The sequence below is a fragment of the Chryseobacterium rhizosphaerae genome, assembly GCF_003385455.1.
GTDB lineage: Bacteria > Bacteroidota > Bacteroidia > Flavobacteriales > Weeksellaceae > Chryseobacterium > Chryseobacterium rhizosphaerae.
Genome location: NZ_QNUF01000001.1, coordinates 17,638 through 42,649, shown reverse-complemented (window position 1 = coordinate 42,649; position 25,012 = coordinate 17,638). Strand labels below are relative to the sequence as shown.

Here is a 25,012-nt window from a genome sequence, read left to right as displayed (position 1 = left end):
AAGGTAGAAATCAGAAACAAAGGGCTGGAGGTTTTATCCTCCGAAATAAAATGCCTGTTTCCGGATTCTATCTGAAAACAAAAATACAAAAAGATGTCATAAAGTGACATAAAAAAAGTCTTCCAAAAGATTGGAAGACTTCTATATTTTGATAGCAAAAAATTACTTAGCGAATTTTTTGTATTTGTTCATGAACTTATCAACTCTACCTGCAGTGTCAACTAGTTTTACTTTACCAGTGTAGAAAGGGTGAGAGGATGAAGAGATTTCCATTTTGATTAAAGGGTACTCTTGTCCTTCATACTCGATAGTGTCTTTTGTTTCTGCAGTAGACTTGCAAAGAAACACCTCGTCGTTACTCATATCTTTGAAAACAACAAGTCTATAATTTTCTGGGTGAATTCCGTTTTTCATAATACTATTTTTAAAAAAATTAAAGTTTGCTTCCGAAATAGTAATGGATATTTCTCTGCTAATTTTAGGTTGCAAAAATACAACATTTTTTCAAATATGCAAATACTGAATTCAATATTTTTTTAATGATAAGAAATTCAAAGTATTTTCGTTAAATTTGGAACTTACTTAAACTTTAATTTCGATGAAATTCAAATTATTACTGGCTTTTTCTTTCTGGGTACTGCTTGCCGCAGTATCATGTAATAAGGACGATATTACGTTCGATGCCCCTTCACAGGAGCTGCGTTTTTCTAGGGATACGGTATTTTGTGACACAGTTTACCACCAGGTTCGTTCAGAAACATATGTTGTAAAAGTATATAATAATGAGGATAAAGATATTTTGATTCCAAGGATTAATCTTGAAAAAGGAGCTGCTTCCTTATATAGAATCAATGTAGACGGAAAACCGGGATATGACTTTAAAGATGTTCCCTTAAGAAAGAAAGACAGTCTTTTTATTTTTGTTGAAATAGCTCCTGAAGCTTCAGGGCCTGAAGCCATTGCCGAAGATAAAGTTCTTTTCACGGGACCTACAGGCCAACAGCATGTCACTTTATTTTCTGTAGTTCAGGATGCTGAGTTTTTTATTCAAACCTCCACTAATCCTAATGTAATTACAAATCATACGACCTGGAATAATAATAAAGCCAAAATCATCTATGGGAACCTGACTGTTAATCCGAATATCATGTTGAATATAGAGCAGGGTACGAAAGTATATTTCCATCAAAACAGTGGAATGAAAATTTCTTCAGGTGCTACTTTAAATATCAACGGAACACAGGACGAACAAGTTATTCTCCGTGGGGACAGAAATGATTTGGATCATGATACCCTTCCTAAAAACTGGAATTCAATAAGAATGGAAGCCAATTCTACACTGAATATGAACCATGCAAGACTTTTTGGAGGAACCAGAGGACTGGATATGAGACAGACTACAGCGACTATTAAAAATTCATTCATCCATACCTTCTTTGAATATGGAATCTACGCAGTAGGCTCTACAGTTAATGCCAACAACCTGGTAATGAATAATTGTGGTTCATCCTGTATCGGGATTTTCAGAGGGGGAAATCACAACTATACTCATGCCACAATTGCTAATTATTCCAAAAGCATGAGTTCTTTTGACAGAACAGGGATTTTTGCAACCAATGAATGGAAAAATGATGCAGGGCAGACAGAGCAGGGAGCTTTACAGCAACTTACCCTACAAAACAGTATTGTATATTCTGACAGAGATAATTCCGTTCATTTTGAACAGACACCGGGGCAGCAGTTTGAATTCTTAATTCAAAACTGTTTATTAAAATATTCGGGAACCTCAGAAGCAGGCTTTCCTTTCGACAATAATACCAGCGTGGTACAAAGTATCAAAAATGAGGACCCTCAGTTTGTCAATTATTTCATGGCTAAAATGAATTTAAGGTTAAAAATGCCTTCTCCGGCCAGAGGTAAAGGAAATGTAACCGTTGCAGGAACGGTACCTTTTGACATCGTGAATGTACCCAGAACAACTAACCCTACTCTTGGAGCTTATCAATAATGGAAATCACTCATCTACAGCAACAGGTTGACGAATGGATAAAAACCATCGGTGTACGATACTTTAATGAACTTACCAATATGGCTATGCTGACAGAGGAAGTGGGTGAAGTAGCAAGAATCATCGCCAGAAGATATGGTGAGCAGAGCGAAAAAGAAAGTGACAAAAGCAAAGATCTTGGAGAAGAGCTGGCAGACGTCCTTTTTGTTACCCTATGTTTGGCCAACCAGACAGGTGTCAATCTGCAGGAAGCGTTCGACAAAAAAATGAAAATAAAAACTGATCGGGATAAGGATCGCCATCAGAATAATGAAAAATTAAAATAAGATCCCATCATCAGATTTCAGGTCCCAGACAATGAATACCTGAAATCTGATGCCCGGATTTTGAAATATGAAGAAATAATGAAGCTAGAAAAATCAACATTAACTGGAGATAAAACAGTACAGATCAGCGGTTCGAAAAGTATTTCGAATCGTTTATTGATTTTGGAAAGTCTGTTTAGCAATATAAAAATCGGAAATCTTTCCAATTCTCAGGATACGCAATTGCTTAAAAAAGCATTATCTGCAAATACCGATGTGGTGGATATTCACCATGCAGGAACAGCCATGCGTTTTCTTACGTCCTATTATTCAATTCAGGAAGGGAAAACAACAGTTCTTACCGGCTCAGGGAGAATGAAAGAGAGACCGATCAAAAATTTGGTAAGTGCTTTGAGAGATCTTGGTGTGGACATTGAATATTTGGAAAATGAAGGGTTTCCTCCTTTAAAAATCACAGGAAGAAAAATCACTCAAACCCAGGTGAATGTTCCTGCCAATATTTCAAGTCAGTTTATTACATCGCTTCTTCTTATTGCAGGAAAACTTGAAAACGGGCTGAAGATTAATCTTGTGGGCGAGGTAACATCAAGATCTTATATTGAAATGACCCTGGATATTTTAACAAAGTTTGGTATTAAAAGCAGCTTTGAAGGAAATACCATTAAAGTAGAGCCCTACCACGGGGACAGTGCATCTTCAGCATTAAGCTATGAAGTGGAAAGTGACTGGAGCTCGGCTTCTTACTTCTACTCTATCTGCGCTTTGGGTAGAAAAACCATTCATTTAAAAAGCTTTTATAAAGAATCTACACAAGGGGATTCTGCCATTGCAAAAATCTATGAAGACTTCTTCGGAATTAAAACTATCTTTTCTGAAGACGAGCATAAAATCACATTACAACCTCAGCCGGATTTTTCTTTTCCTGAAAAGATTGTGCTGGATATGAACAACTGTCCGGATATTGCACAAACGCTTTGTGTAACGGCAGCAGCACTACAAATCCCTTTTGACATTTCCGGATTGGGAACTTTAAGAGTGAAAGAAACCGACAGATTACTGGCTTTATATAATGAGCTGAAAAAACTGGGAACGGAAACAGAAATCACCGATTTAACGATCCAATCTACCCATTTTGGAAATCCGCAAGAAAATATTTCTATCAAAACCTACCAGGATCATAGAATGGCGATGAGCTTTGCTCCTTTTTGCCTGATTAAAGAACTTAATATCGAAGACGAGGATGTTGTAGAAAAATCGTACCCAATGTTCTGGGAGGATCTGGCTTCTGTCGTTACGAAATAATTTGAAAATTTAAGAATGTGGTAATTTGAATATGGAATCAAAAAATCATTTCAAATTGCTACATTTAATACACCATATCCTTCCATGAAAAAATATTTAATTTTATTTTCTTTGGCACTTCCATTGTCAGTTTGGGCACAATACCTGCTTCCCAATGAAGAAATCCTGTATTCTTTTGAAACGAAAACAGGAAAGAAAATGGCCTTGGTAAAAGATAAAGAGAATGAATACATTCAGTACCGTTTTGGAAGTAAAGATCATGTAGAAATGGAATTTCCCGCTGAAAAGACAAAAGACAGCTGGAAAAAGTTCAAGTACAGATCTTATATGAGAGGTGGAGGAAAACAGAATGCAGGAATGGAGCTCAACTATTTGACCTTTACCAATAAGGGGTATCAATATCAGCTTTTCAGAACATACTACGCAGAAGACAATTCCTATTCTACGGGCATTACAGTAACTAATACTAAGGGTAAAGAAACCGATATTAACGGGATCTACAAAACGATAAAGGGCTGTATGTGCCACTTGGAAGAATCCGGATTGATTGAAAAAGAAGATACCGGATTATAAATTCAAATATATCTGTATGAAAAGTCTTTTCTTTATTATTTTCTTATCCATCACTTTCTATAATGCTCAGGGCCTGAAAAATTTTTCAACACCGAAAGGATATACAAAGATTGCCGAATCTAAAGGAGATCTGGATAAGGACGGGAAAGATGAAGTGGTTTTGATATTTAATACGGATCAAAAAGCTTCCGCAAGCACAGACTATCCGGAATTTAAAGATTACAAAAGGGTTTTCTACATTCTGAAAAACGTGGATAACAGTCTTAAGGTCTGGAAGGAAAACTCCACCGTTCTTTTTTCAAGCGGAATGGGCTTCTATCCTGAAGAGAATACCCCTCCGGGAATTTCCATCAAAAATAACGCCCTGACCATTTCTCAGACATTTAATACCAATTCAAGACATACCCAAAATTATAGCCATACCTTCCGGTATCAGAACGGAGATTTCTTTTTGATAGGCTCTCATGATCAATTTGAAGATACCTGTGATTTCAGTTTTTTGAATGAGATCAATTTTTCAACGGGAAAGGTTATTGTTGATAAAGAATATTCATCCTGTGATGATGAAACAAAAGCTCCCGACCCCTCTCACAAAGAGTTTACCCACAAGATGAAGACTCTTATAAAGATGAATGATTTTACCATTGGAAAGCACCGATTCAGAATTCCCGGCTCTACCGATGATTTCATTTTTTAGAAGGTATATTTTCTTCTTTATTCCAATCATACAAATTAATTATCTCTTAAAATTAAATTAACTCCTTATATCTTGACATATTCTTATTTTTAGGTTACATAAAAATATAATAAAACTATGTTCAAGAACCACATGAGACGTTTCACAATGATCAGTCTTAGCATTGCCACCGCAAGTTTATTTTTCTCGTGCTCAGATTCGAGCATCGAAAGAGATGTAAATGATAAAGGGATAACAGCTCTAGAAAAAGCCAATTCCAGAAATGCAGCACTTCCTATAGCTATGAACAGCTGGATGTCCGGTATTCAGGATAATATTTCTATTTCAAGGATTTCTATTCCGGGAACTCATGATTCCGGTGCTACCAGAGAAATCCCTTCTAACAGTGGTACGGCAAAAACTCAAAACCTAAGTATCGGCGAACAGCTCAATACAGGGGTTCGTTTTCTGGATATCCGTTGCCGACATATTGATAATTCTTTTGCCATTCACCATGGTCCTATTTATCAGAATCTGAATTTTGATGATGTACTTAATGCCTGCTACGCATTTCTGGAGAGTCATCCTTCAGAAACCATCATCATGTCTGTGAAAGAAGAATATGACGCTTCCAATACTACCAGAAGCTTTGAAAGTACTTTTGATTCGTACATTCAGAAAAATCCATCAAAATGGGATCTGGGAACCAATATTCCCACTCTTGGACAGGTAAGGGGAAAGATCAAATTATTAAGAAGGTTCTCAGCAGGAACAGCCAAAGGAATCAACGCAACTTCATGGGCAGACAATACTACATTTGAAATTAATAACAACGGTGCTCCCATGAAGGTTCAGGATTATTATAAAGTAACAAATAATGATGATAAGTGGGCCGGAATCTCTTCTCTGCTGAATGAAGCAAAGAACGACAGCACCAATAAACTTTTTGTCAACTTTACAAGTGGCTATAAACCCGGAATCTTTGGAATACCTAGCATCCCTACAGTTTCCAACAGCATTAATCCTAAATTGAAAACTTTCTTCCAAACCAATACACAAGGATCTTATGGGGTAATGCCTATCGACTTTGTCAATGCTGAACTATCTGAGCTGATCGTCAAAACTAATTTTTAGAATCTTAAACTTCTAAGAAATATAAATACAAAACCGGCTGTTTCACTTTTGAAACAGCCGGTTTTATTATCCAATTAATGCTATCTGCCTATAATTTTCATCTCTTGCAGATTGAGCAGATATATCAATAGTCTGCGTAATCTCCCAACTGTGTGAGAGCCCAGGGTAAAATGCCCTTGAGTTTATATTTACAGATTATTTCTGAATGCCATATGCTGCCAAAATCTTATTGAAGATCTCTGTATTTTCAAACAGGCCTGTAAATTCTTTGGAATTGGGTCCGTACGCAAATACACTGGAAGGAATTGAAGTGTGATCATTGGTACTGAAGTTTCCAAATATCCATCCGTCTTTAAGGCTCCCATCAAGAAGGGTTAACCCTCCTGTTTCATGATCACCAACAACGATCACTAATGTCTCTTTATTTTCATCAGCAAACTTCATGGCTTTCCCTACCACGTGATCAAAATCCAATAACTCGGTCACCAGCTGCTCAATATTATTGCTATGTCCTCCTCCATCTGTCTGTGACGCTTCGATCATCATAAAGAATCCTTTTTTATTGTTCTTTACCTCATTTAAGGTAAGGTCAAAAGCATCTGCCAGCCAATTTCCTCTTCCGTTTGTAATTCTCTGCGAAGCTAAAGGATCAATAATCAATGTACGGTTGTTTATTTTACTAACAGATTTTAAATCATAGAACACATCTACTTTCGCCTCTTTAAACTTTTGCAGGTTTTCCTGGGATAATCCACTGGTAGGACCCCCGATTAAAATTTTTGTTTTGGAAGAAGCAAAGTCTTTCAGGATCGGCTCCGAGCTATTCCTGTTATCTGAATGTGCATAAAAATCTGCAGGTGTAGCATCGGTGACATCTCCAGTAGAAATCAAACCGGAAACCATTCCTTTATCTGCGATAATATCAGGAATCTGTGCCAAAGCTTTTCCCATATTGTCTACTCCCACAAATGTATTTTTGGTTTTCACACCTGTAGCAAAAGCGGTAGAACCGGGAGCCGAGTCTGTAACATAAGCATTGGAAGAATTGGTTTTGGACAATCCTGTAGACTTCATATTAAAAACATTCAGCTTTCCTTTATTCGCTGTAAATGCAGCATAGTACTGTGGTAACGACGTTCCGTCCGGAATCAGAAGGATTACATTTTTTACTTTTTTAGCTACTCCGTCTGTTTTATAGGTCGGCGTATAGGTGGTGTATTCTTTTGTATTTTTATAAAAATTTTTAGGAATGGTATTCATGAACTTTTTAAGATCCGGAATATGATCAGTATTGATATAATCCACTCCCATATCCATAAGATTGACCCAAGCATTAGGGAAATCAGGAGCTCCGTAAAAACGCATTGGCTTTTGCTGAACATGTGCTTTTTCTACTGCTTTTTTAATCTTATCGGTTTCTTCATCCCTTGGAATTCCTTTCCCATTCCATTTTACAAGCTCAGGTAAATCTGCACTGAACATTCCTACCCTTTTCAGTTGGTCCGGAGTATAATTTTTCTCAAGATCTCCATCAAAATAAAGATAGCTGGGATAATTTTTAAAATCACCCGGCTGAGGCCTTCCTCCCGTAATCACTATTTTAATACCTGAATTCCCTGTAATCTCAGGATATTTCTTCAGGGTATTTACCAAGGTGCTGAGACTTGTTTTGTAGTCCTGCTTGATATCGATAAGCAGCTGAAGCTTTTTATTGGCATCCGGATAAATATGTCCTTTATTCAATTTAATCTGTTTGGAGATATTGTCCAGATAAAGGCTCTCTAAAGTCCGGTCTGAAGACAGCTCTTTTTCCGTATGGGCTACCCATAATTTCCCTTTTACCAGAAAAACATCTGCTTCAATAGAGCCAAAATTAGCATAATAAGCCTGCCAGAAAGGGATTTCCTGCATATAATCATTATGTGAATGGGCATTGCCTACACTATAGTTTACATAATTCTGTGCCTGATTCTCAGAGAAAACAGCCAGGGCTAATACAGCCAAAATTTTTGATAGTTTCATAATACCTTTGAAAAAAACTATATCACCACAGCAATGCTGTGATGACATAGTGGATAATATATATTAGATTAACATTTTACCAACCTTCGTTTTGTTTAATAACATTATGGCTGTTTACAATTTCAGCTTGCGGAACGGCCCATACATTATGTACTGCAGGGTTAAAGTTTCTTGCCGCCCATACTTCCTGATTGTTTATCCCGTGAAGAGGTTTTGCATACGTTTCTTTAGCATCTCCCCAACGGACAAGATCTCTGTGTCGGTCTGCCCATTCTCCTGCTAGCTCACAACGTCTTTCGTGCTTCAGGTCAGCCATAGTACATCCGAATTTTGGAGCTAAACCGGCACGTTTTCTTATCATATTGATTTCCACGTCAGCATTGCTTCCTTTCATCAGTAAAGCTTCTGCCTTGATAAGGATTACCTCAGCATAACGCATAATCGGAACGGCAAGATCTGTACACGGATAATCCCCGTTGGCACTTACATGGCCACTGTTCAGCTGATATTTAAAAGCATCCATGTATTTATTGAACTGGTAGCCGGTAAGAGAATTGGAAGAAGCATAGGTTCTTTCAGTTCCGTTAAAAGTAAATTTATCGCCCAGTTTTAGAATCGTTGTACTTCTTCTGAGATCCCCAGCTTCATATTCATCATACAGTTCTTTTGTCGGCTGGAAATATCCCCATCCATTATATTCTCCCCAGCCTTTGTTTTCAAGCATTACTCCCGGAAGAATACTTCCCACTGAATTAAATTTAGGGGTACTTGGTATGGACCAGATATATTCTGAGCTATAGTTATTTTCGGCTTTAAAGACATCTGTATAATTGTTCAACAGGTTTCTGTTTCCTTTTGTCATGACTTCATTAGCCCAATATTCTGCATTCTGCCAGTCCTTCATAAACAGATATACTTTTGCTAAAAGTGCCCATGCTGCAGCTTTATGGGGTCTTCCGAAATCCTTTGCCGGAAGCTCAGCCTGAGTTGGCAATAATTCGGCTGCTCTTTTCAGGTCATTCACAATATAGTTGTAATTCACCATCACATTAGCCGCTCTTGGAATAGGATTGGGATCCGGTTCTTTTGTGCGGTCTATAATAGGAATACCTGCTTTTTCATTTCCATAGTTATATGCCAGTTCAAAATACATCCGGCTGCTCATAAATAAAGCTTCACCTAAATATTTATTCTTTATAGCTGCTGAAGCCTGAATATTATCAACGTTACGGATCACACGATTGGCAACTCCGATCACATTATATCTTTTGTTCCATTGGGTTTCCAGATCTCCTGCTGCGATATAATTGCTGCTGAAGTTCTTGGCATTATCTGCCTCACTCTTTGCTCTTCCTGTTACCATATCATCACTGGCATTAATGAACCAAAAGAATCCTCTTCCGTAAAACTCTCCGTCAGACAGAGGTTTATACATGGCATTGGCACCGGTAATCAGATCATTTTCCGTTTTCCAGAAACTGGCTTCCGTAGGGGTTCCTTCCGGTTGAACATCCAGCTCTCCTGTACATGATAAAAGCATTGCCGATATTCCTGATACTAAAAATATTTTATTGAAAAATTTCATTTTTTTTACTTTTTGTTGTTTAAAAATTATAATCCTATTTCCACCCCGAAAATAAATGAGCGCGATTGTGGATATCTTCCGGTATCTACCCCATAAGAATTCATTCCTACTTCAGGATCAAAACCTGTATATTTAGTAATAGTGAAAAGATTATTGGTGGTCACATAGATTCTAACCTTATTCACATCAAGCTTTTGGTAAAGCTCTCTCGGTAACGAATACCCGATGGTCAGGTTTTTCAGTCTTAGATAAGAACCGTCTTCCACATAGAAGTCTGATACCTTGGAATAGTTTCCACTTGGATCACCATGTACAAGCCTTGGAATATCAGTATTGGTATTCTGAGGAGTCCAGGCATTCAGGATATCTCTGTCCATATTATAATTCTGCCCTGTTCCACCTGGATTTAAGGAAATAAACTTCATCCCGTTAAAAATCTTATTCCCATATACTCCCTGTAAGAAAATATTAAGGTCAAAATTTTTCCAGGTCATATTGTAAGAAAATCCATAAGAGAATTTAGGATATGGACTGCCCAGATTTACAAAATCCTGGTTGCTCAGTACCCCTGTATTTCCATCTTTCTTCAGGAATTTAATATCTCCGGGTTTTGCATTGGGTTGAATTAAATTTCCGTTGGCATCTTTATAATTATTAATCTCATCCTGAGACTGGAAAATACCACCTGTCTTATATCCGTAAAAAGAATATAAAGGATCTCCTATTTTTATACGGGTTGGTTTCAATACACCTCTTACTCCATTGTCATTAACAAAAATTTCATCTACATCAGCAAGTTGCTTCACCGTATTTTTTAGTTGACTAAAAGTAACTCCCACTGAATAAGTAAAATCCCCGGTCTTCTTACCATTATAGTTAATTCCTACTTCATAGCCTTTATCCTGAAATAATCCGGCGTTTACATACTGGTTATTATAGGTAGCTGTACTGGGTAAGCTCACATTAAAGATCTGATCTTTAGAATTTTTCACGAAGTAATCAAACTGTAAAGAAAGACTGTTGTGAAGGAAAGAAGCATCTACCCCAAAGTTAGTTTGTTCAGATTTTCCCCATTTCAGATCCGGATTGGGACGCGTCGTAGCATAATAGGCAATGTTCTGTGAAGGGTCCTGTCCAAAAATCACATTGTTATCTCTTGTCATTAACGGATTAACTGCCTGAGGAGAAATACCTCCAAGATTTCCCAGAATACCATAGCTTCCCCTAAGTTTTAAGTTTGACAACCAGGAAATATCATTCATGAAATTTTCTCTGGATACTACCCAAGCTCCGGAAACAGCATAGTAATTAGCAAAACGGTTCTGCTTTGCCACTAATGAAGAACCATCACGTCTTCCCAGCAAACTGATGATATACTTCCCTGCATAATCATAATTTAGCCTTGCCAGATAAGATACCAAAGCCTGTTTGAATCTATAGCTGGATACTTCTTTATTGGTATCTGCTGCATTCTGAAGATGCTGGAAAACATCTGCCTCACTTCTGAAATCAAAGGATTTTGCAAGGAATCCATCCTCCACAGTTTTCTGAAAAGTAAAACCTGCCAGGAAGTCGAAATTGTGTTTACCTGCAGTAAACTTATAGGTAAGAAGCTGCTCTGCAAGGGCAGTAGATGTATTATTAGACTGATATTCTAAATTGTTTGTATCAAATATTTTCCCAACCTCCAAGACCCTGGAGGTAAAATTCTTTACGTTTCCAATTTTAAATGTCTGTGAGAAATTGGAACGGAATTTCAAATCTTTTGCCAGCGTAATTTCGGCATAAGGATTAATTAAAATTTCATGGGTAGGATTCCTGATATTGATCCTCTTAAGATAGGCTACCGGATTGATCATATCTCCGTAACCACCGGCCACATCAATGGGTAATCCTGAAAAAGCACCTGTTGGGGTATACACCGGAACATTCGGCGGATAATACATCGCCGCAATCAGAGCTCCCGTATATCCACTTTTAGTATCTGCTGTATTTCCATCAGAATAATTGTAGTACATATTCTCACCAATCGTCAGCCAGTCTTTCACCTTATGTTCAGAGTTCACTCTGAAATTATATCGCTTTGCCTGAGTATTCAATAAAATCCCTTCCAGTGCTCTGTGGTTCATTCCCACATAAAATCTGGACTTTTCTCCACCACCGCTTAAATTAAGATTATATTCCTGAATCGTTCCTGTACGGAAAATCTCTTTCATCCAGTCTGTCCTGGTAATTCTTCCGTCAGGATATTTTTCAGGATTAAAAGCAATGGGTAAGCTCCCCAGCTTACCTGCATTTGCATAAGCCTGGTACATCACATCCTGAAATTCAGCCGCGTTTAAAGACTCTTTCAATCGCCAGGCCTCGTTAATACCATATTTAACGTCAAAGTCTACAGTGAGAACTCCTTTTTTTCCTTTTTTAGTGGTAATAAGAATTACCCCTCCGGAAGATCTTGCTCCATAAATTGCTGCAGAGGCATCTTTAAGAACAGAGATATCCTGAATATCATTCGGGTTAATAGATGGAGTTCCGTTGAAAACCACTCCGTCTACCACGTAAAGAGGAGTTTCTCCGTTAATACCACCTAAACCGCGGATATTTACTTTGGGAGAACCATTAGGATCACCTCCTTCATTCACTACCGTTACTCCGGGAGCTTTCCCCTGAAGGACTTCTCCTACTCCTGAAAGAGATCTGGAAGTAAGCTTATCTAATGAAGCTTCGGTAACAGCACCGGACACTTTGCTTTTTTTCTGTGTTCCGTAACCTACTACAATAACTTCATCAATGGCTTTTTCTTTTAAGCTGTCTTTTTTTTGAGAAAGAAACATCGGTGAAACCGATATCGCACCAATAAGTAAAACCCTCCCCGTCAGATAAGAAACTGAAACAGGGACTTTAAATACATTCATGACATCCTTTTTAATTAGATGCAAAATTAGACCAGCCCAGACCCGGACAGCATTAAGATTTCCTTATGTTTTTATTAAGAAATTTTAGCTTAATCCGATATTCGCATACCACTACAAAATACAACACGCTGATTACAAAACAGATAAACAAATAAAGTAATCATTCCATTTATATTATGGACAGCATTTTATGTTAAATTTGTTTTAAGTTTGACATAAAGGAGGAAAGGAAGAATTGATTTCGGATATAATTGCGATATAGATTACCGCTGCGTTATATTTTTTTGTTTTTCTATCTTTATATCATGTTATAATTTTTATTTTTTTTGTTTATAAATAATTAGAGCATTGAAAGCCAATGCCCTAATTATAACTTAGTAATAATTAAAATGTATTTTTTAATGAACCAAGATAAATACCAAAAATAATAAATACAGGTATAGAAATAATGACATAAATTATTAATAAAATATCAGCAATTGTACTTTTGATTTTACTAAATTTTTGTACTTTTTCTTTGATCTCTTCATAAGAAGTAAATTTCCAATATCTTAATCCTAATAAAAAAATAAAAGGTAGGCAATAGAGAATCAAAGAATATTTATTAGAAGGACCTAGATTAGTGTTGAAATAATTATCTAATATTATAATTAAAAATACAATATTCAAACAAGGCAGACCACAGGCCATTACAATTCCATATCCTTTTTCAGCTCCATCTTTATTGAAATTTTTATAAAAGTTAGTAAGTTGGTAATAAATATAATCAGTAAATATCATAAATAATTTTTTTAATAGCCCATGGCTGCGTTATATTTTTTTGTTCTTCTATCTTTATATCATGTTGTAATTTTTTTTTGTTTATAAATAATTAGAGCATTGGATTTCAATGCTCTAATTGTAACTTATAATTATTAAAATGTATTTTTTAACGATCCTAAATAAATACCAAAAATAATAAATACAGGAAAAGAGATAATAACATAAGTAATTAACAAAATATCGGCAATTATCTTCTTTGTTTTACTAAATTTTTGCACTTTTTCATTAATTTCTTCATAAGAAGTAAATTTCCAATATCTTAGACCTAAAAATAAAATAATTGGCAAGCAATAGATTATTAATGCATATTTGTTTGAGGGCCCTATATTAGTATTAAAATATTTATCCGATATAATAATAAAAAATACCAAATTCCAACATAACATAGCACATGTTAAAATAATTCCCGATCCCTTATGTGTACCATCTTTTTCAAATTGATGATAAAAATTTGTAAATTGATAGTATAAATAATCAATTAGTATCATATATAAATTTTTAATAGCCCATGGCTGCGTTAAATTTTCTTTGTTCTTCTGCTCTTACATCATTATTATAATAGGTATTAACAGCACCCTCAATATGTTGTCCTATATCTTTTCCTGTTACTAATGTTGTAATTCCGTTAGCAATAAAATAAGTCCCTGCTATTGCTTGTCCCCAACCTGTAGGTGAAACAGCCAATACAGACATTACAAGATCTAATGAATTAGATGTTGTTACTCCATTATTTTTAATATCATTTCCTGCTAAAGCTATTCCTGCTATACCTAATGCTGTTCCTGCAATTCTGGTTCCTACAGCTAGCCTTTGTGCATTTTTAACACTTACTTCCATCAATGGCACGTATATTCTTCTTGAGCCTAATATCTTTGGTAATGCTTTTTCAAAGACCAAATTGGTGGTAGAGTAAGCTTCCCCAGCTCCATATAAAACAGCTCTGTCGGCAGCAGGTTGAAATATAAACTTATTGGCTGAAAAAGCATATCCAGACCATGTTCTAAGAGTTTGTGAGGTTTTATGCATTTCAGAATCATATTCATAAGAATTCAAATTCAACTTCCTATTCATATTTTTAAAATTAGAGTATTGAAAATCAATACTCTAATTTATTACCAACACATTTGGAATATTACCGAATTATTAATAATTCTTTCTTGGAACTACCATAAACATTAAAATTACAGTTAATATAAATAAGATAAGTAATCCTAAATATCCTTTATTATTTTCTTTAAAATTATAATCTAAATATGCCTGCCTATTGATTAGTAAATAATAAACAAAAAACATAAATATTGGTATAATCAAAATAAAAATATACTTATGGTAAATGTGTAAATAGTTACCAAAAAATACATTGTCAATACTTGAAAAATTCAATTCGAGAAAAATAGTAATAGCACCAGCCAACCAAAATTTTTCATAACCAATATCTTCGGTTTTAAATGTATTCATTTTCCGAAATAACAATCTTAAATGGAATATGAGATAAAATATTAATTTCATAATTTTCTATTTCTTTTGCGGACCGAATCCTATATCATTAAAAATACTTCTACCAGTTACTGCTTGATAGCCACCTGTAACTACTCCATATACTAAGCCTGCTCCAATTGTCCATGGAGTAGGAATCATGCCTACTCCAGTCATCATATGATTCATTATTCTTTCTGTTTCTCCTATCTGACCATCTGCATACTGAAGTTCTGTAGCTCCAATAGAAACTACAGCTAAGGCTACTCCTCCATATTTAGCAAATTTACTTAAAGTTGCAGCTGTAGCTGGCTTTAATTTAATGCCTGCCATAGTTGTTATTCTATACGGTTTTGCAGCATCATCCAAAACTGTATAATTTACTGAATAATCTGGTTTTAAAGCTTTGCTTAGGGAATATGCTCCAAAACGAGCCACAGATTCGCTCGCTATTAAATGTCCCGCGCTAAAATATTGATTGTTCGCAATATCAGTAAGATCTCTTTGAACACTTCCTGCAAGTTTCATCATATGCGCTATCATCTCCTGTGAAGTATTGGCATTTCCTGCAGCACCTCCCGTCCACCAGCTCATATATCCATTATGCGTTTTCAAAGAAAAGTCTCCCCCGTTTTGAAGCGCATTCATTAAATCTCCATAGGCCTGTGTTTTCCCAAAAGCAAGACCTCCACTCATCCCGCTATATCCTCCAAATGGTGAAAATGATGAAATTCCGGAATAATCCCCTCCATAAATGGTAGTGCTGGGATCAATGCCTCCCCCAAAAAATTTTATTTCCCTTCCGTCAGGGTCAAAGCTCATCACCGGATTGTTCATTACATAAGCATTTGGGCTAGTGCTATAATATTTCTCTGCAAGCTTATCCATGCCGTTCCATCTTCCCAGATCCGGCATATATTGTCCCCATCCATAGTCATACATTCCTGTTTCCTGAAGCTCTTTGCCGTTGTATTTATAGCTGTATAAATTTCCGGATTAGACACCAACACATCTGAAACACCTCATATGATCTTCAATACTTTAGATAGCCTATTTTCTCTTTTCTTCTGTACCAGCTATCCACAATATCTTTTCAAATTCAACTTCTTATTCATATTTTTAAAATTAGAGTATTGAAAATCAATACTCTAATTTATTACCAACACATTTGGAACATTACCAATTTTTCATATCTGCTAGAAAAATTATTAATTCATCATCTATTCCATTAATCTTTTGTACTAATTCAATTAAATTCATAACAATATTTTATTTAAATAATCTCCTAATAGGTCAGAAATATCTTCATCCTCAATATCGTAGTACAGATCATCTAAACTTTCCAAAGGGTCATATAAGTCATCAGTAACAAAAAGTTTTTTAAGGGTCTTATTTAATAACTCCTTCCGAAATTCAACATCATTCATATTTTCATCTTGTACAATGTGCAAGGCCTTATCTAATAAATTAGATTTTTTAAAAGCTCCAATTTCTATTAAAGCTTCTACTGTTTCCTTTGCAAATTGTCCATAGCCGTTTGCAAAATATTGATGAAAACCACCATTTAAAACCTGATTCTCTAATACCACAGTTAAATACGTAATTTGTAAATAAGCCGGAAGATTAATAATATAACTATACCAATAAGGAATTTCACTAACAAACCATTCTTCTTCTATTCCTTTTGTGGATTCTAAATACGTTTTTTCTATTAATTGTTGATTGTTCATAAATTATTATTTAATAAAAGCTTCTGGATACATTGTTTTATTCAATTGTATTAGCTCCTGTAAAGCGCTATTTGGAATACCTTTCTCACCATAAACCCTTCTCAGTTCAAAAATATCTCTAGCTACTACTTGCCTTGCATTTGTAAATCCACTAGTAGATCTTGAAAGTACTCCAGAACCTTGTGTATGTCCGAGTTTTGGAACTAGAATTGTTGGAGCCGTTTTGTAATCAAAACCTGATACCAATTTCTTCATAACAGCACCCTGTCCAACATGATGTGCATCTAATCCGATTTCTACTCCTTTTAGTTCATTGTAAGCTCCTACTGTCCATATCTTACTTTCATTCTTTATGATTCCCGGTGCAGCTTTTCCTTTTGTAGCTATAATCGCTAAAGCAGCTAACCCTAATGCCTGTGTTTGGTTTTCCTGAGAAATGTTGTTGGCAGCCACAATACCCACTACATCCCACATACTGCTCATCATCTCTACTCCTCTGTCATTTTTTACCCAAGCCATTGGATCAAATCTCCCAATTCCATTCTGGTAATTAAATCCTGCAAGAGAATTGTTAAATGCCATTCCCATGGCAAAGATGTTAGGAAGATAATTACTTCCCAGATTCCAATTCCTGATATTACCCTGGCCTCTTACAATGACTGGATCAAGAGAAAATTGGATACCGCCACTTTCCCCATTAAGCCCGCTCCAGAACGAGGAAGTTTTCCCCATATTCCAACTATTAAGCTGCCCCGAAAAGAAACCATAATCTCCGCCGCCACTAAAATAACTTCCCAGACGGTCAATATCGCTTCCCGTGAATTTCCAGCCGCTTCCTGATCCTATTATTTCCCTGCCATCCGGATCATACATCATGGCCGGGTTATTGTCAACATATGCGTACGGAGAAGTAGAAGCATAGCTTTCTGCCAATTGATCCATGCCGTTCCATCTTCCCAGATCCGGCATATATTGTCTCCATCCGTAGTCATACATTCCTGTTTCCTGAAGCTCTTTCCCATTGTATTTATAGGAATAAGGACTGCCTAATTTAGAAGAGAACGATCCTCCGATATGGTTGAGCCCAAAAGGGTAATAGTTGTTGGTATCAATAATTTCAGGAGCTCCTGCGCTGTTTCTTACAAAACTTACCCTTGCATTCCCAAGGTGGTCATTGTACAGGTAAATATAACGGTTTTCCCTGAAACTGTAATAGCCTTCGGAGGTGGGTACAAAATCCAATATCCATCCTATTCCTCCCTCAAGTGCAATGCTTTTGTAGGCCTGCTCTTCATAGGCCACCTCCGTTCTGCAGGTAATACACGCCAGGCTTTTTTCGGTATAGGTATACTGGAAACCATCCAGATAGTCTGTTAGCCTGATCACAGAAGATGTCAGCTTTCCTCCTCCGCTACTGTAGGTTTTTCTAAGCTTGGTACCATCGGCAGAGTAAAGGTAATCTAAACTGACGTTAGCAGCACCAAAACCACTAGTCTGGGTAATGAAAAGGTTACCCGGAAGATCCAGAAAATTGTAGGTCACATTCTGGATTCCTTTATCCTTCATACTGGTCATATTCCCGTTCTGATCATAATCGATCAGGTTATTGCCTCCCTCGTAGCCTGTATTGTTGAGAGATTTTTCTATCACTTTGTCCAGCCTGTTCCCGGTATACTGATACTCCAGGTTATCTGCCTGTGTTGCAGTAGCTCCAATAACAGGAAAGGCATTCCTTTGCAAGGTCTTGATATTTCCATTCAGGTCATAGGTAGGACTTTCATTGAAATAATTATTGAACGGCACTGAAGAATTGGGTTCTGAATACACCCCATTTTTAAGTCTGTCAAGACCATCATATGTATAATTATACCGTTTCAATATATTTTCTGAAGCATTATTCCAATCAATTTCCGCAATATTCCCACTAAATATTCCCGGTGTGATGTTGGTATTAACGGGATTGGTATATTTCATTTCATACCCAAAGAGCTTTCCATCTAAATTGGATGGATCGTTGACTTTGGTCATCCAGCCTCTGATATTGTAGGCATAATCTATACTCTGGAGATTGTTTCCTACTTTTTTATTAGTAAGCTGGGAAAGTTCATTATAGGTATTCTCTTTTAATAATTCCTGAGGGTTTCCATTGACCTGATGCCATTGTTTTTTCAGACGGTTCCCGTTATCATATTCATAAGTTTGTATAATGACCTTTTCTGTATCGGATGAAATTCTCTTATGATATACCTTGGACTGCTTTACCATTCCAATAAAGTCCAGTTCAGACTCGGTCCTGGTATAGCCACCAAGATGGTTGATGGAATGTGCACTCACCACTCTTCCTTTGGTGTCATAGTAGATATACTTCTTTGTCCATCCTATATCACTGGCTTCGGTATTTTTCACATAGCTTGCGGTAGCTAATCCTTTTGTACTTATGATAGAGTTTTGGACATTATCCTGCAGGGTATTTTCTCCAAGTACCTGTGGAGGAATAGCTGGTGTTCCTACAGGATAGGTGTCATAATAATTAAGGCTTAGGAAATTATAAACTTTATCATATTGGGGATAACCCTGGGTAACGGAATAATAGATATCCATTCCGCTATAGTTCATAGATACACCAGAACTTCTGGTTTCACTATTGCTTCCTTTTGTATTGACATAATTCTGTTCTTCTAAACGCGTACTCCCCATAGCCTGGCATATTCCGGTCATAATCACTCTTGAAAACTGATCATACTTGGTGTATAGCCATTGTCCTTTTGCCTTTAAATTGGCATCCTGAGTAGCTACCAGCCTGTCCTGCCTGTCATATACAAAATATTCCCAGCCTTTCCCCGGAATCTTCTTCTCTACCAGCCTGTTCCAACCATCATAATGATACTGGTAACAAAGGTTATCCAATGTAGTCTGATCCACTGAGCCGGCTTGGGAAGCCAGTGGAGGAATTACATAAGCCAGCTGGTTAAATTCATTATAGAGATAATAGGTATCTGCATTCTGCCCATCAACTTTTTTTCTGATAAGGATAGTCTGTCCTTTTTTGTTTTTGAATGCTGTGCTTATGTTTCCATCTTCATTGGTAATAGTATTCTTAGCCAATGTATTGCCACTGAAGGTCCCTGACTTGGTGACCTCATATTTTGTTCTTCCTTCCAGCCAGCTAGTTGAAACGGTATACCGGGTTATTTCACCGTCGGTATTGGCATCGTAATTAAAATTCACGGGTTTACCAGTCCATTGATTTCCCACCTCTATTTGTTGCAATACTCTTTCTAATGGAGAATTTTCCAGTATCTTTTCGGAATAGATTTTCTCCGAGCCATATACAGCGTTAGCATTAGCCAACGGAGAGGTATAGATACTTCCGTTCTGGGTCCCTGCCTGTGGTACCGGAAGATAGTTTTTCACCTGTCTTCCCAACGGATCGTATTCAATATGGCTTACCATATCTTTTCCCTGTGGAGTTGCTTTTATATCAATAACCTGAATGGGTTTTCCCCAGCTGTCAAAATACTGTACCGTTTCTGAAGCTTTGGAACAATCTTTGGTAAGGCAGCTTTTGCTGTAAATATAATTTTCTGATGAGGTAAGGTTGGTTTGTGAAAAACATAGAGACACAAACAACAAACTTAATATATTTAATATCTTTTTCATGATTAGATTATGGTTTATTGTTGTACTGATATTCTTTTAAAGTGGTAAAAGTGACAGACCCGCCGGAATCTTTTTCCATTCTTTTTACAGCTTTCAGCCTTCCCACATTATCATACTGATAGATTTCTCTTAATCCTGACGGTGGGGTTGTACTTGTGATCCCCACAACAGGGTCATAGGTATAGGTAGTTATCTGATAACCAGCCAGGGCAGGATTATTCCTGAAATTGTCCAATGCGGTAATCAATGCAGGTTCATAGGCAGCATTCAGGTTATCATTGTTAGACGCCTGAATAATATCTGCTGCCAGAGAAGCGACCTGATTATAGGTAGCTCCTTCCACTTTTGCAATTAAAGAGGTCTGGTTGTACCCATAGATCATGGCAGTAGTATATCCTGCTGAATTGGAAACCTGAAGAAGGTTGCCTTTATCATCATATACATCCATTTTTAAGTTTTCTCTGGTGCTTCCGTCTGCTATATTGCTTGTAACAACAGAGGTTGGCAATAAAGAATTATTATTAAATAATGTTGTTGACCTGGATACGAGTTTTCCATTTTCCTTTTCCTGAGTTTCTACAGGGAGTCCTGTCATAAATGCATTTTGCAGATGAGTGTAACCGGACAGGTTCATGGGATAGCTCAAAAATTTTTCAGTGGTTTCTCCATTGGCAACCGACTTCATATAGGACGGTTTAAAATTCTGGGTATTAATCTGGGTTTCCGATTCACTCTCCAATACTTTTCCACCGGGATAAAATAATTTTTGTTTTTGAGCTGCTTTTTTAATAAAAGAGGGTTTGGTAGAATACTTTCTGGCGTAAAAATTCAAATTATATTCTCTGTCAGAATAATAGTCTAATTCATAATTAAGCTCATTGGATGCCAATAAAGTATTCTGCTCATCATAAATATCTTCTTTTTGAGGCAAACCTGCTTTTGTTACATTATAGTAAGGCCAAAAATAAGTAGGCTCTAATTGTGTGCCTCCATTTTGCACTTTTGGATAGTCATCAGGTATTATAAAAGTCTTTTTTGTGTAGCCTTTACCATTTTCCCAGACTTTAACATTCCTATAGAGAATATAAGAAGAATAACGCCCTGTGTTATCCTCTCTTTCACTATTAACCAGATATCCACTGCTGCTGTCATTTAAGGTAAAGGAATCATAACCGTAATTGATAGCTCTTTCGGGCGATGTTGCTGATATATTTTTATAATATTGGATATTTTTAATTCTGTTTCCCTCTGCCGGAACTGAATTTCTAAAAGGACCCGGTAAAAATTTCCTTCCTATGATTGAAAAAAAGCCACTGCCCTTTGCCTGATCTGTTGATACAATTTCAAGGGTATAGTTCCCTGCTGTATTAAAAAATTCAAATGTGTCCCCTCCCCCGGTTTTATAAACCTTACTTCTGACTTGCTCTGTTCCTTTTTTGAGAGTAAATGTTAGGCTAGGTTTTTTGGTGCTGGGCTTTGGACCGTTGGGAAAGAAAGGGTCTTCCCAATCCGGTATATCCGGAAGAGGATAGCTATAGTTTTGTATATCTATCATCATTTCAAATTTTTTAGCAATATTCACATCTCCGGGGATTGTAAAATTGTAAATCTTTGCCGTTTCAGTATTGAATGATGAATTGTATAGGGTTTCTTTCGTTTGGACAACAGGATCATACCCAGATATTTCTAAATAATTCCGATAGCTAGGGTCATTATAATCAAAAAACTTTTCATTACTTTCATAATTATATTGAACAACTCCTCCCGTAGGGCTTATTATTTTTTCTAAAATACCATCCTTAGTACGTCCCAATGCATCTGCAAAATTCTTATAAGTAAAAGAAGTCTGCTCGATCTTTGTACCATTTTTATCATTTTTCCGTACAAAGTTTAAGATCCGTTTTCTTTGTAATGGATCATCATAAGGATGGGTGAGAATGCTATTATCTATTACATAGCTGTACAGGATTTCACCTGCCGGATTTTTTAGCGAAATCTTTTGTAAGGTGTAAGGGTCATTTACCGTCTTTTCAAGGCTTTCATCATAGACGAAATCAAATGAAACTTCTCCCCTGGGCGTTTTTATAGACTTTATTTTACAGTATTGGTATATGATTCCGCCCACAGGAGTTTTATTTTTCTTTTCATAATCTAAGCTTGCTATCTCTGCTCCTATTGGGCTTACAATCTTTGTCAGATAAAAAGCAGATTTAAATACAGGAACCGAAGTAGGTTCGCACTCAAATTGACTGTAATCATATTCTTGAAAATAATACTTGTAACCGTTGTCAGCGGTTATGGTAAATTGTGCTGCTTTAAATATTGCAGCATTACTGTTGTCCCTGGTATATTCTATTTTGGCATTATTTGCGCTTAGATTAATCAAGTTATATGTATTATTACTTTCTTTTTTAAATATAAATTTTCCTGATAAACCGGGTAAATTGTAATAGTAAACATCCGGTTCTAAATCAGACTGTCCGGATGAAAAATAGCACTCATCCATACTTCCTATTATTTTTCTATAAACAACACTTGTTCCCAGCAGTGACCATCCAAATCCAATATCACTGATCCGATCTTCATTTTCATAATTTTTGACATTATAGTTTAAGCTGATCGGATAGTTTATAGCGTTATCAATCGGAACGCTTAAGAGTGGAATATTTATGTCAGGGAGTCCTGTAGCTTCATTAACCGGAACATTGGAATAGCTGGATAATGAGAAGTTTGATGGTGAAGCAATCGAGCTTTTTATGGGTCCACCAATACTGTTTTGGGCATACATCTGCTGTATTCCAAATAGGAGTAGGAATAGCAATATAAGCCTATGTATATCTATTTTCTTTATCATGGTATTATTTTTTAATCAATTTAGCATTCGCTGTTTTATTAGTATCCGTTTTTATCGTCACCAGATAAGCCCCTTGAACCAAAGTCTGGGTATTAATCTTAGTAACTTTATTCTTCGTCTTGATCTGCTGTAAAAGCTTTCCACTCATATCATAAACTGAAATATCAGCTTCCTTGAAATCGTTGAATCCTATTTCTACATAAGCATAATCTGAAACCGGATTCGGATAGATCTTGATATCCTGCTTTTCTATTAACTGATCAACCTGTTTGTCTCCCAGCTTTACAATTTTCCAATTTTCCTCTCCAAATTTTTCAGCACTGGTACCTGCTATAACAATCGAGCCATCCCTGTTGAGTTTCAAATCTGAAAGTCTCTCCTCTCTTTTTCTCGAGTCTCCACTTACATATTTCCTCCATTTTTCAATCCCTTGCTGGTCAATATAGAGAAGCCAAAAACTTTCGTCATTTTTTTCTATTCTACCCTCAGTTTGTGTATAGCCTCCAAGTAAAATCCCTTTAATAGAGGTGTCATCCGCAGAATGGACCACGTTCATCCCCATCAGAATATCTCTGTTACCGAAATTGTAAGACTTCTGCCAGACTTGTTCTCCTTTTTCGGTAAGGGAGATTAACCATAGGTCTGTACCTTCTTCTATTCCAACTGTTTTAGATCCTGATCGTTCGGATCTGCTTTCTCCTCCAATAATATATCCGTTTGAAGTTAAAGCCAATGTTCTGATATGGTCATCTTCTTTACCTCCAAAATTCTTTTCCCATTCAACCTTTCCGTCCTTGCTAAGTTTGATTATATAATAGTCTCCTTCACCATAGTTTTCTGTTTTCTTTGTGCCTCCAACAGAACTTCGGGAATATACCCCCAACAAAGCCCCACCATCCCGCGTAGGGATCATTTTTTCTACTTCGTCTAAATTTTTTCCGCCAAAAATAAGTTGGGATAATTCCTTGCCATCCTTATCTAGTCTTACAATCAATACATCTTTGGAACCGTAACCTTTGGGAGAGTTTTGAACATTTCCAGCCACAAAAAAGCCTAAATCTGTCGTTTGGATTACGGCTCTGGCTTCTTCATCGGATGAAGTTCCCAAGGTTTTTTGCCACAGTTCGTCTCCAAATTCATTCAGCCTGATCAACCAGATATCCGATCCGCCTTTGGAATCTTCTTTCTTATCCAAACCTTTGTTTGAATATGAGGTACCAGAAATTAAAAATCCTCCGTCCTGAGTGGTCACAGTTCCTGATAAATAATCATGGTTTTGACCAGAGAAGTATTTTTCCCAAACCTGTTCTCCCTGCTGGTTGAGTTTTATTAAATGAAAGTCGTAACCGTTGTTCTGTTTATTGTTTTGTTTACTGCTCTGAATCGAGCTTCCTGTGATCAGGTATTGCCCATCGATAGTGGTGGTGACCTGGCTTAGAAAATCCTGCGTGGAGGATGTAATGTCCCGTTGCCATAGGACCTTTGTTTCCTGAGCATATGATATACCCAAGGTTGTGCATAAGTATAATGCACTCAAATAGATTTTTTTCATATTTGTTCTTTTAATTGGTGAAGATAAAAATTATTATTAATTCTCGACATAGTGAAAATCCCATTTTTATATGTTTTTTTTACGGTAGCTTGTTCTACGCTGATAAATAGAGTGTTTTCATAAAAATATTGTTTTAAAGTTGGTATTTGTTTTTAATTTCTTAACTAAGGCAAAGCTAATAAGCCATAGCGACAGATCGTGTCGTATTTTATAGCAACTTTCCACACATTGCTAAACTCCTGTTATTTTTTTGAAATAAATACACAGAAGGCGCAGAGCTGAGGCCAATCAGTAACAGAGGCACTCGGATGGCCCTACAACCAGATATGACTTACAGCCCGCGCCATTATAGATACACGGGCGTAAGTCTATCATTT

18 protein-coding genes and 1 pseudogene are annotated in these 25,012 nt (G+C 36.6%); 6 read left to right on the top strand and 13 right to left on the bottom strand.

The features are described from left to right. Positions 1-162 precede the first annotated feature (162 nt). On the bottom strand, positions 163-414 hold the full coding sequence (locus DRF57_RS00195) for a type B 50S ribosomal protein L31 (protein WP_047489008.1): 252 nt from the start codon (positions 412-414) through the stop codon (positions 163-165). A 184-nt stretch (positions 415-598) separates the two neighbouring features. On the opposite strand from DRF57_RS00195, the gene DRF57_RS00190 reads away from it, so the two are divergent. The 6 genes from DRF57_RS00190 (at position 599) to DRF57_RS00165 (ending at position 6,019) form a co-directional block, all read left to right on the top strand. Next, positions 599-2,008, top strand: a complete 1,410-nt coding sequence (locus DRF57_RS00190) for a hypothetical protein (protein ID WP_115916251.1) — start codon at positions 599-601, stop codon at positions 2,006-2,008. Further along, positions 2,008-2,334: a nucleotide pyrophosphohydrolase gene (locus DRF57_RS00185; protein ID WP_047488591.1), complete on the top strand. Its 327-nt coding sequence runs from the start codon at positions 2,008-2,010 to the stop codon at positions 2,332-2,334. Before DRF57_RS00190 ends, DRF57_RS00185 begins: the two co-directional genes overlap by 1 nt. A gap of 78 nt (positions 2,335-2,412) precedes the next feature. Next, a complete protein-coding gene (locus DRF57_RS00180; protein ID WP_115916249.1) occupies positions 2,413-3,636 on the top strand; it encodes a 3-phosphoshikimate 1-carboxyvinyltransferase in 1,224 nt (407 codons plus the stop codon). Positions 3,637-3,720: 84 nt separating this feature from the next. Further along, on the top strand, positions 3,721-4,209 hold the full coding sequence (locus DRF57_RS00175; RefSeq protein WP_115916247.1) for a hypothetical protein: 489 nt from the start codon (positions 3,721-3,723) through the stop codon (positions 4,207-4,209). A 16-nt stretch (positions 4,210-4,225) separates the two neighbouring features. After that, the gene (locus tag DRF57_RS00170; RefSeq protein ID WP_115916245.1) at positions 4,226-4,906 is read left to right on the top strand and encodes a hypothetical protein; all 681 of its coding nucleotides are present in this window, start codon (positions 4,226-4,228) and stop codon (positions 4,904-4,906) included. 117 nt (positions 4,907-5,023) lie between these two features. Beyond that, a complete protein-coding gene (locus DRF57_RS00165; protein WP_228450434.1) occupies positions 5,024-6,019 on the top strand; it encodes a phosphatidylinositol-specific phospholipase C in 996 nt (331 codons plus the stop codon). A 195-nt stretch (positions 6,020-6,214) separates the two neighbouring features. Here the strand turns inward: DRF57_RS00165 and DRF57_RS00160 are convergent, their stop codons facing one another. From DRF57_RS00160 to DRF57_RS00105, 12 genes and pseudogenes are all read right to left on the bottom strand, one after another. After that, entirely contained in the window at positions 6,215-8,041 is a 1,827-nt protein-coding gene (locus DRF57_RS00160) for an alkaline phosphatase (protein WP_115916243.1), read from the bottom strand. Between the two features lie 76 nt (positions 8,042-8,117). After that, positions 8,118-9,626, bottom strand: coding sequence for a RagB/SusD family nutrient uptake outer membrane protein (locus DRF57_RS00155; protein WP_084085835.1), 1,509 nt, complete (start codon positions 9,624-9,626; stop codon positions 8,118-8,120). 26 nt (positions 9,627-9,652) lie between these two features. Beyond that, positions 9,653-12,541, bottom strand: coding sequence for a SusC/RagA family TonB-linked outer membrane protein (locus DRF57_RS00150; protein WP_052188600.1), 2,889 nt, complete (start codon positions 12,539-12,541; stop codon positions 9,653-9,655). 384 nt (positions 12,542-12,925) lie between these two features. Further along, a complete protein-coding gene (locus DRF57_RS00145) occupies positions 12,926-13,321 on the bottom strand; it encodes a hypothetical protein (protein WP_115916241.1) in 396 nt (131 codons plus the stop codon). Between the two features lie 134 nt (positions 13,322-13,455). Further along, complete coding sequence (locus DRF57_RS00140) at positions 13,456-13,851, bottom strand: hypothetical protein (RefSeq protein ID WP_115916239.1); 396 nt, start codon at positions 13,849-13,851, stop codon at positions 13,456-13,458. A 10-nt stretch (positions 13,852-13,861) separates the two neighbouring features. Further along, entirely contained in the window at positions 13,862-14,434 is a 573-nt protein-coding gene (locus tag DRF57_RS00135; protein WP_115916237.1) for a hypothetical protein, read from the bottom strand. Between the two features lie 72 nt (positions 14,435-14,506). Beyond that, complete coding sequence (locus DRF57_RS00130) at positions 14,507-14,821, bottom strand: hypothetical protein (protein WP_115916235.1); 315 nt, start codon at positions 14,819-14,821, stop codon at positions 14,507-14,509. Between the two features lie 57 nt (positions 14,822-14,878). Next, a pseudogene (locus DRF57_RS00125) lies at positions 14,879-15,808 on the bottom strand (RHS repeat-associated core domain-containing protein); the annotation flags it as partial. A gap of 287 nt (positions 15,809-16,095) precedes the next feature. Next, the gene (locus tag DRF57_RS00120; RefSeq protein WP_115916231.1) at positions 16,096-16,569 is read right to left on the bottom strand and encodes a DMP19 family protein; all 474 of its coding nucleotides are present in this window, start codon (positions 16,567-16,569) and stop codon (positions 16,096-16,098) included. Positions 16,570-16,575: 6 nt separating this feature from the next. Then, the gene (locus tag DRF57_RS00115; protein WP_228450238.1) at positions 16,576-20,229 is read right to left on the bottom strand and encodes a DUF6443 domain-containing protein; all 3,654 of its coding nucleotides are present in this window, start codon (positions 20,227-20,229) and stop codon (positions 16,576-16,578) included. A 7-nt stretch (positions 20,230-20,236) separates the two neighbouring features. Continuing rightward, positions 20,237-23,083, bottom strand: coding sequence for a hypothetical protein (locus DRF57_RS00110; RefSeq protein ID WP_123863260.1), 2,847 nt, complete (start codon positions 23,081-23,083; stop codon positions 20,237-20,239). 4 nt (positions 23,084-23,087) lie between these two features. Continuing rightward, positions 23,088-24,635 (bottom strand): T9SS type A sorting domain-containing protein, encoded by a 1,548-nt coding sequence (locus tag DRF57_RS00105; protein ID WP_115916227.1) that lies wholly within the window; start codon positions 24,633-24,635, stop codon positions 23,088-23,090. Positions 24,636-25,012: the final 377 nt, after the last annotated feature.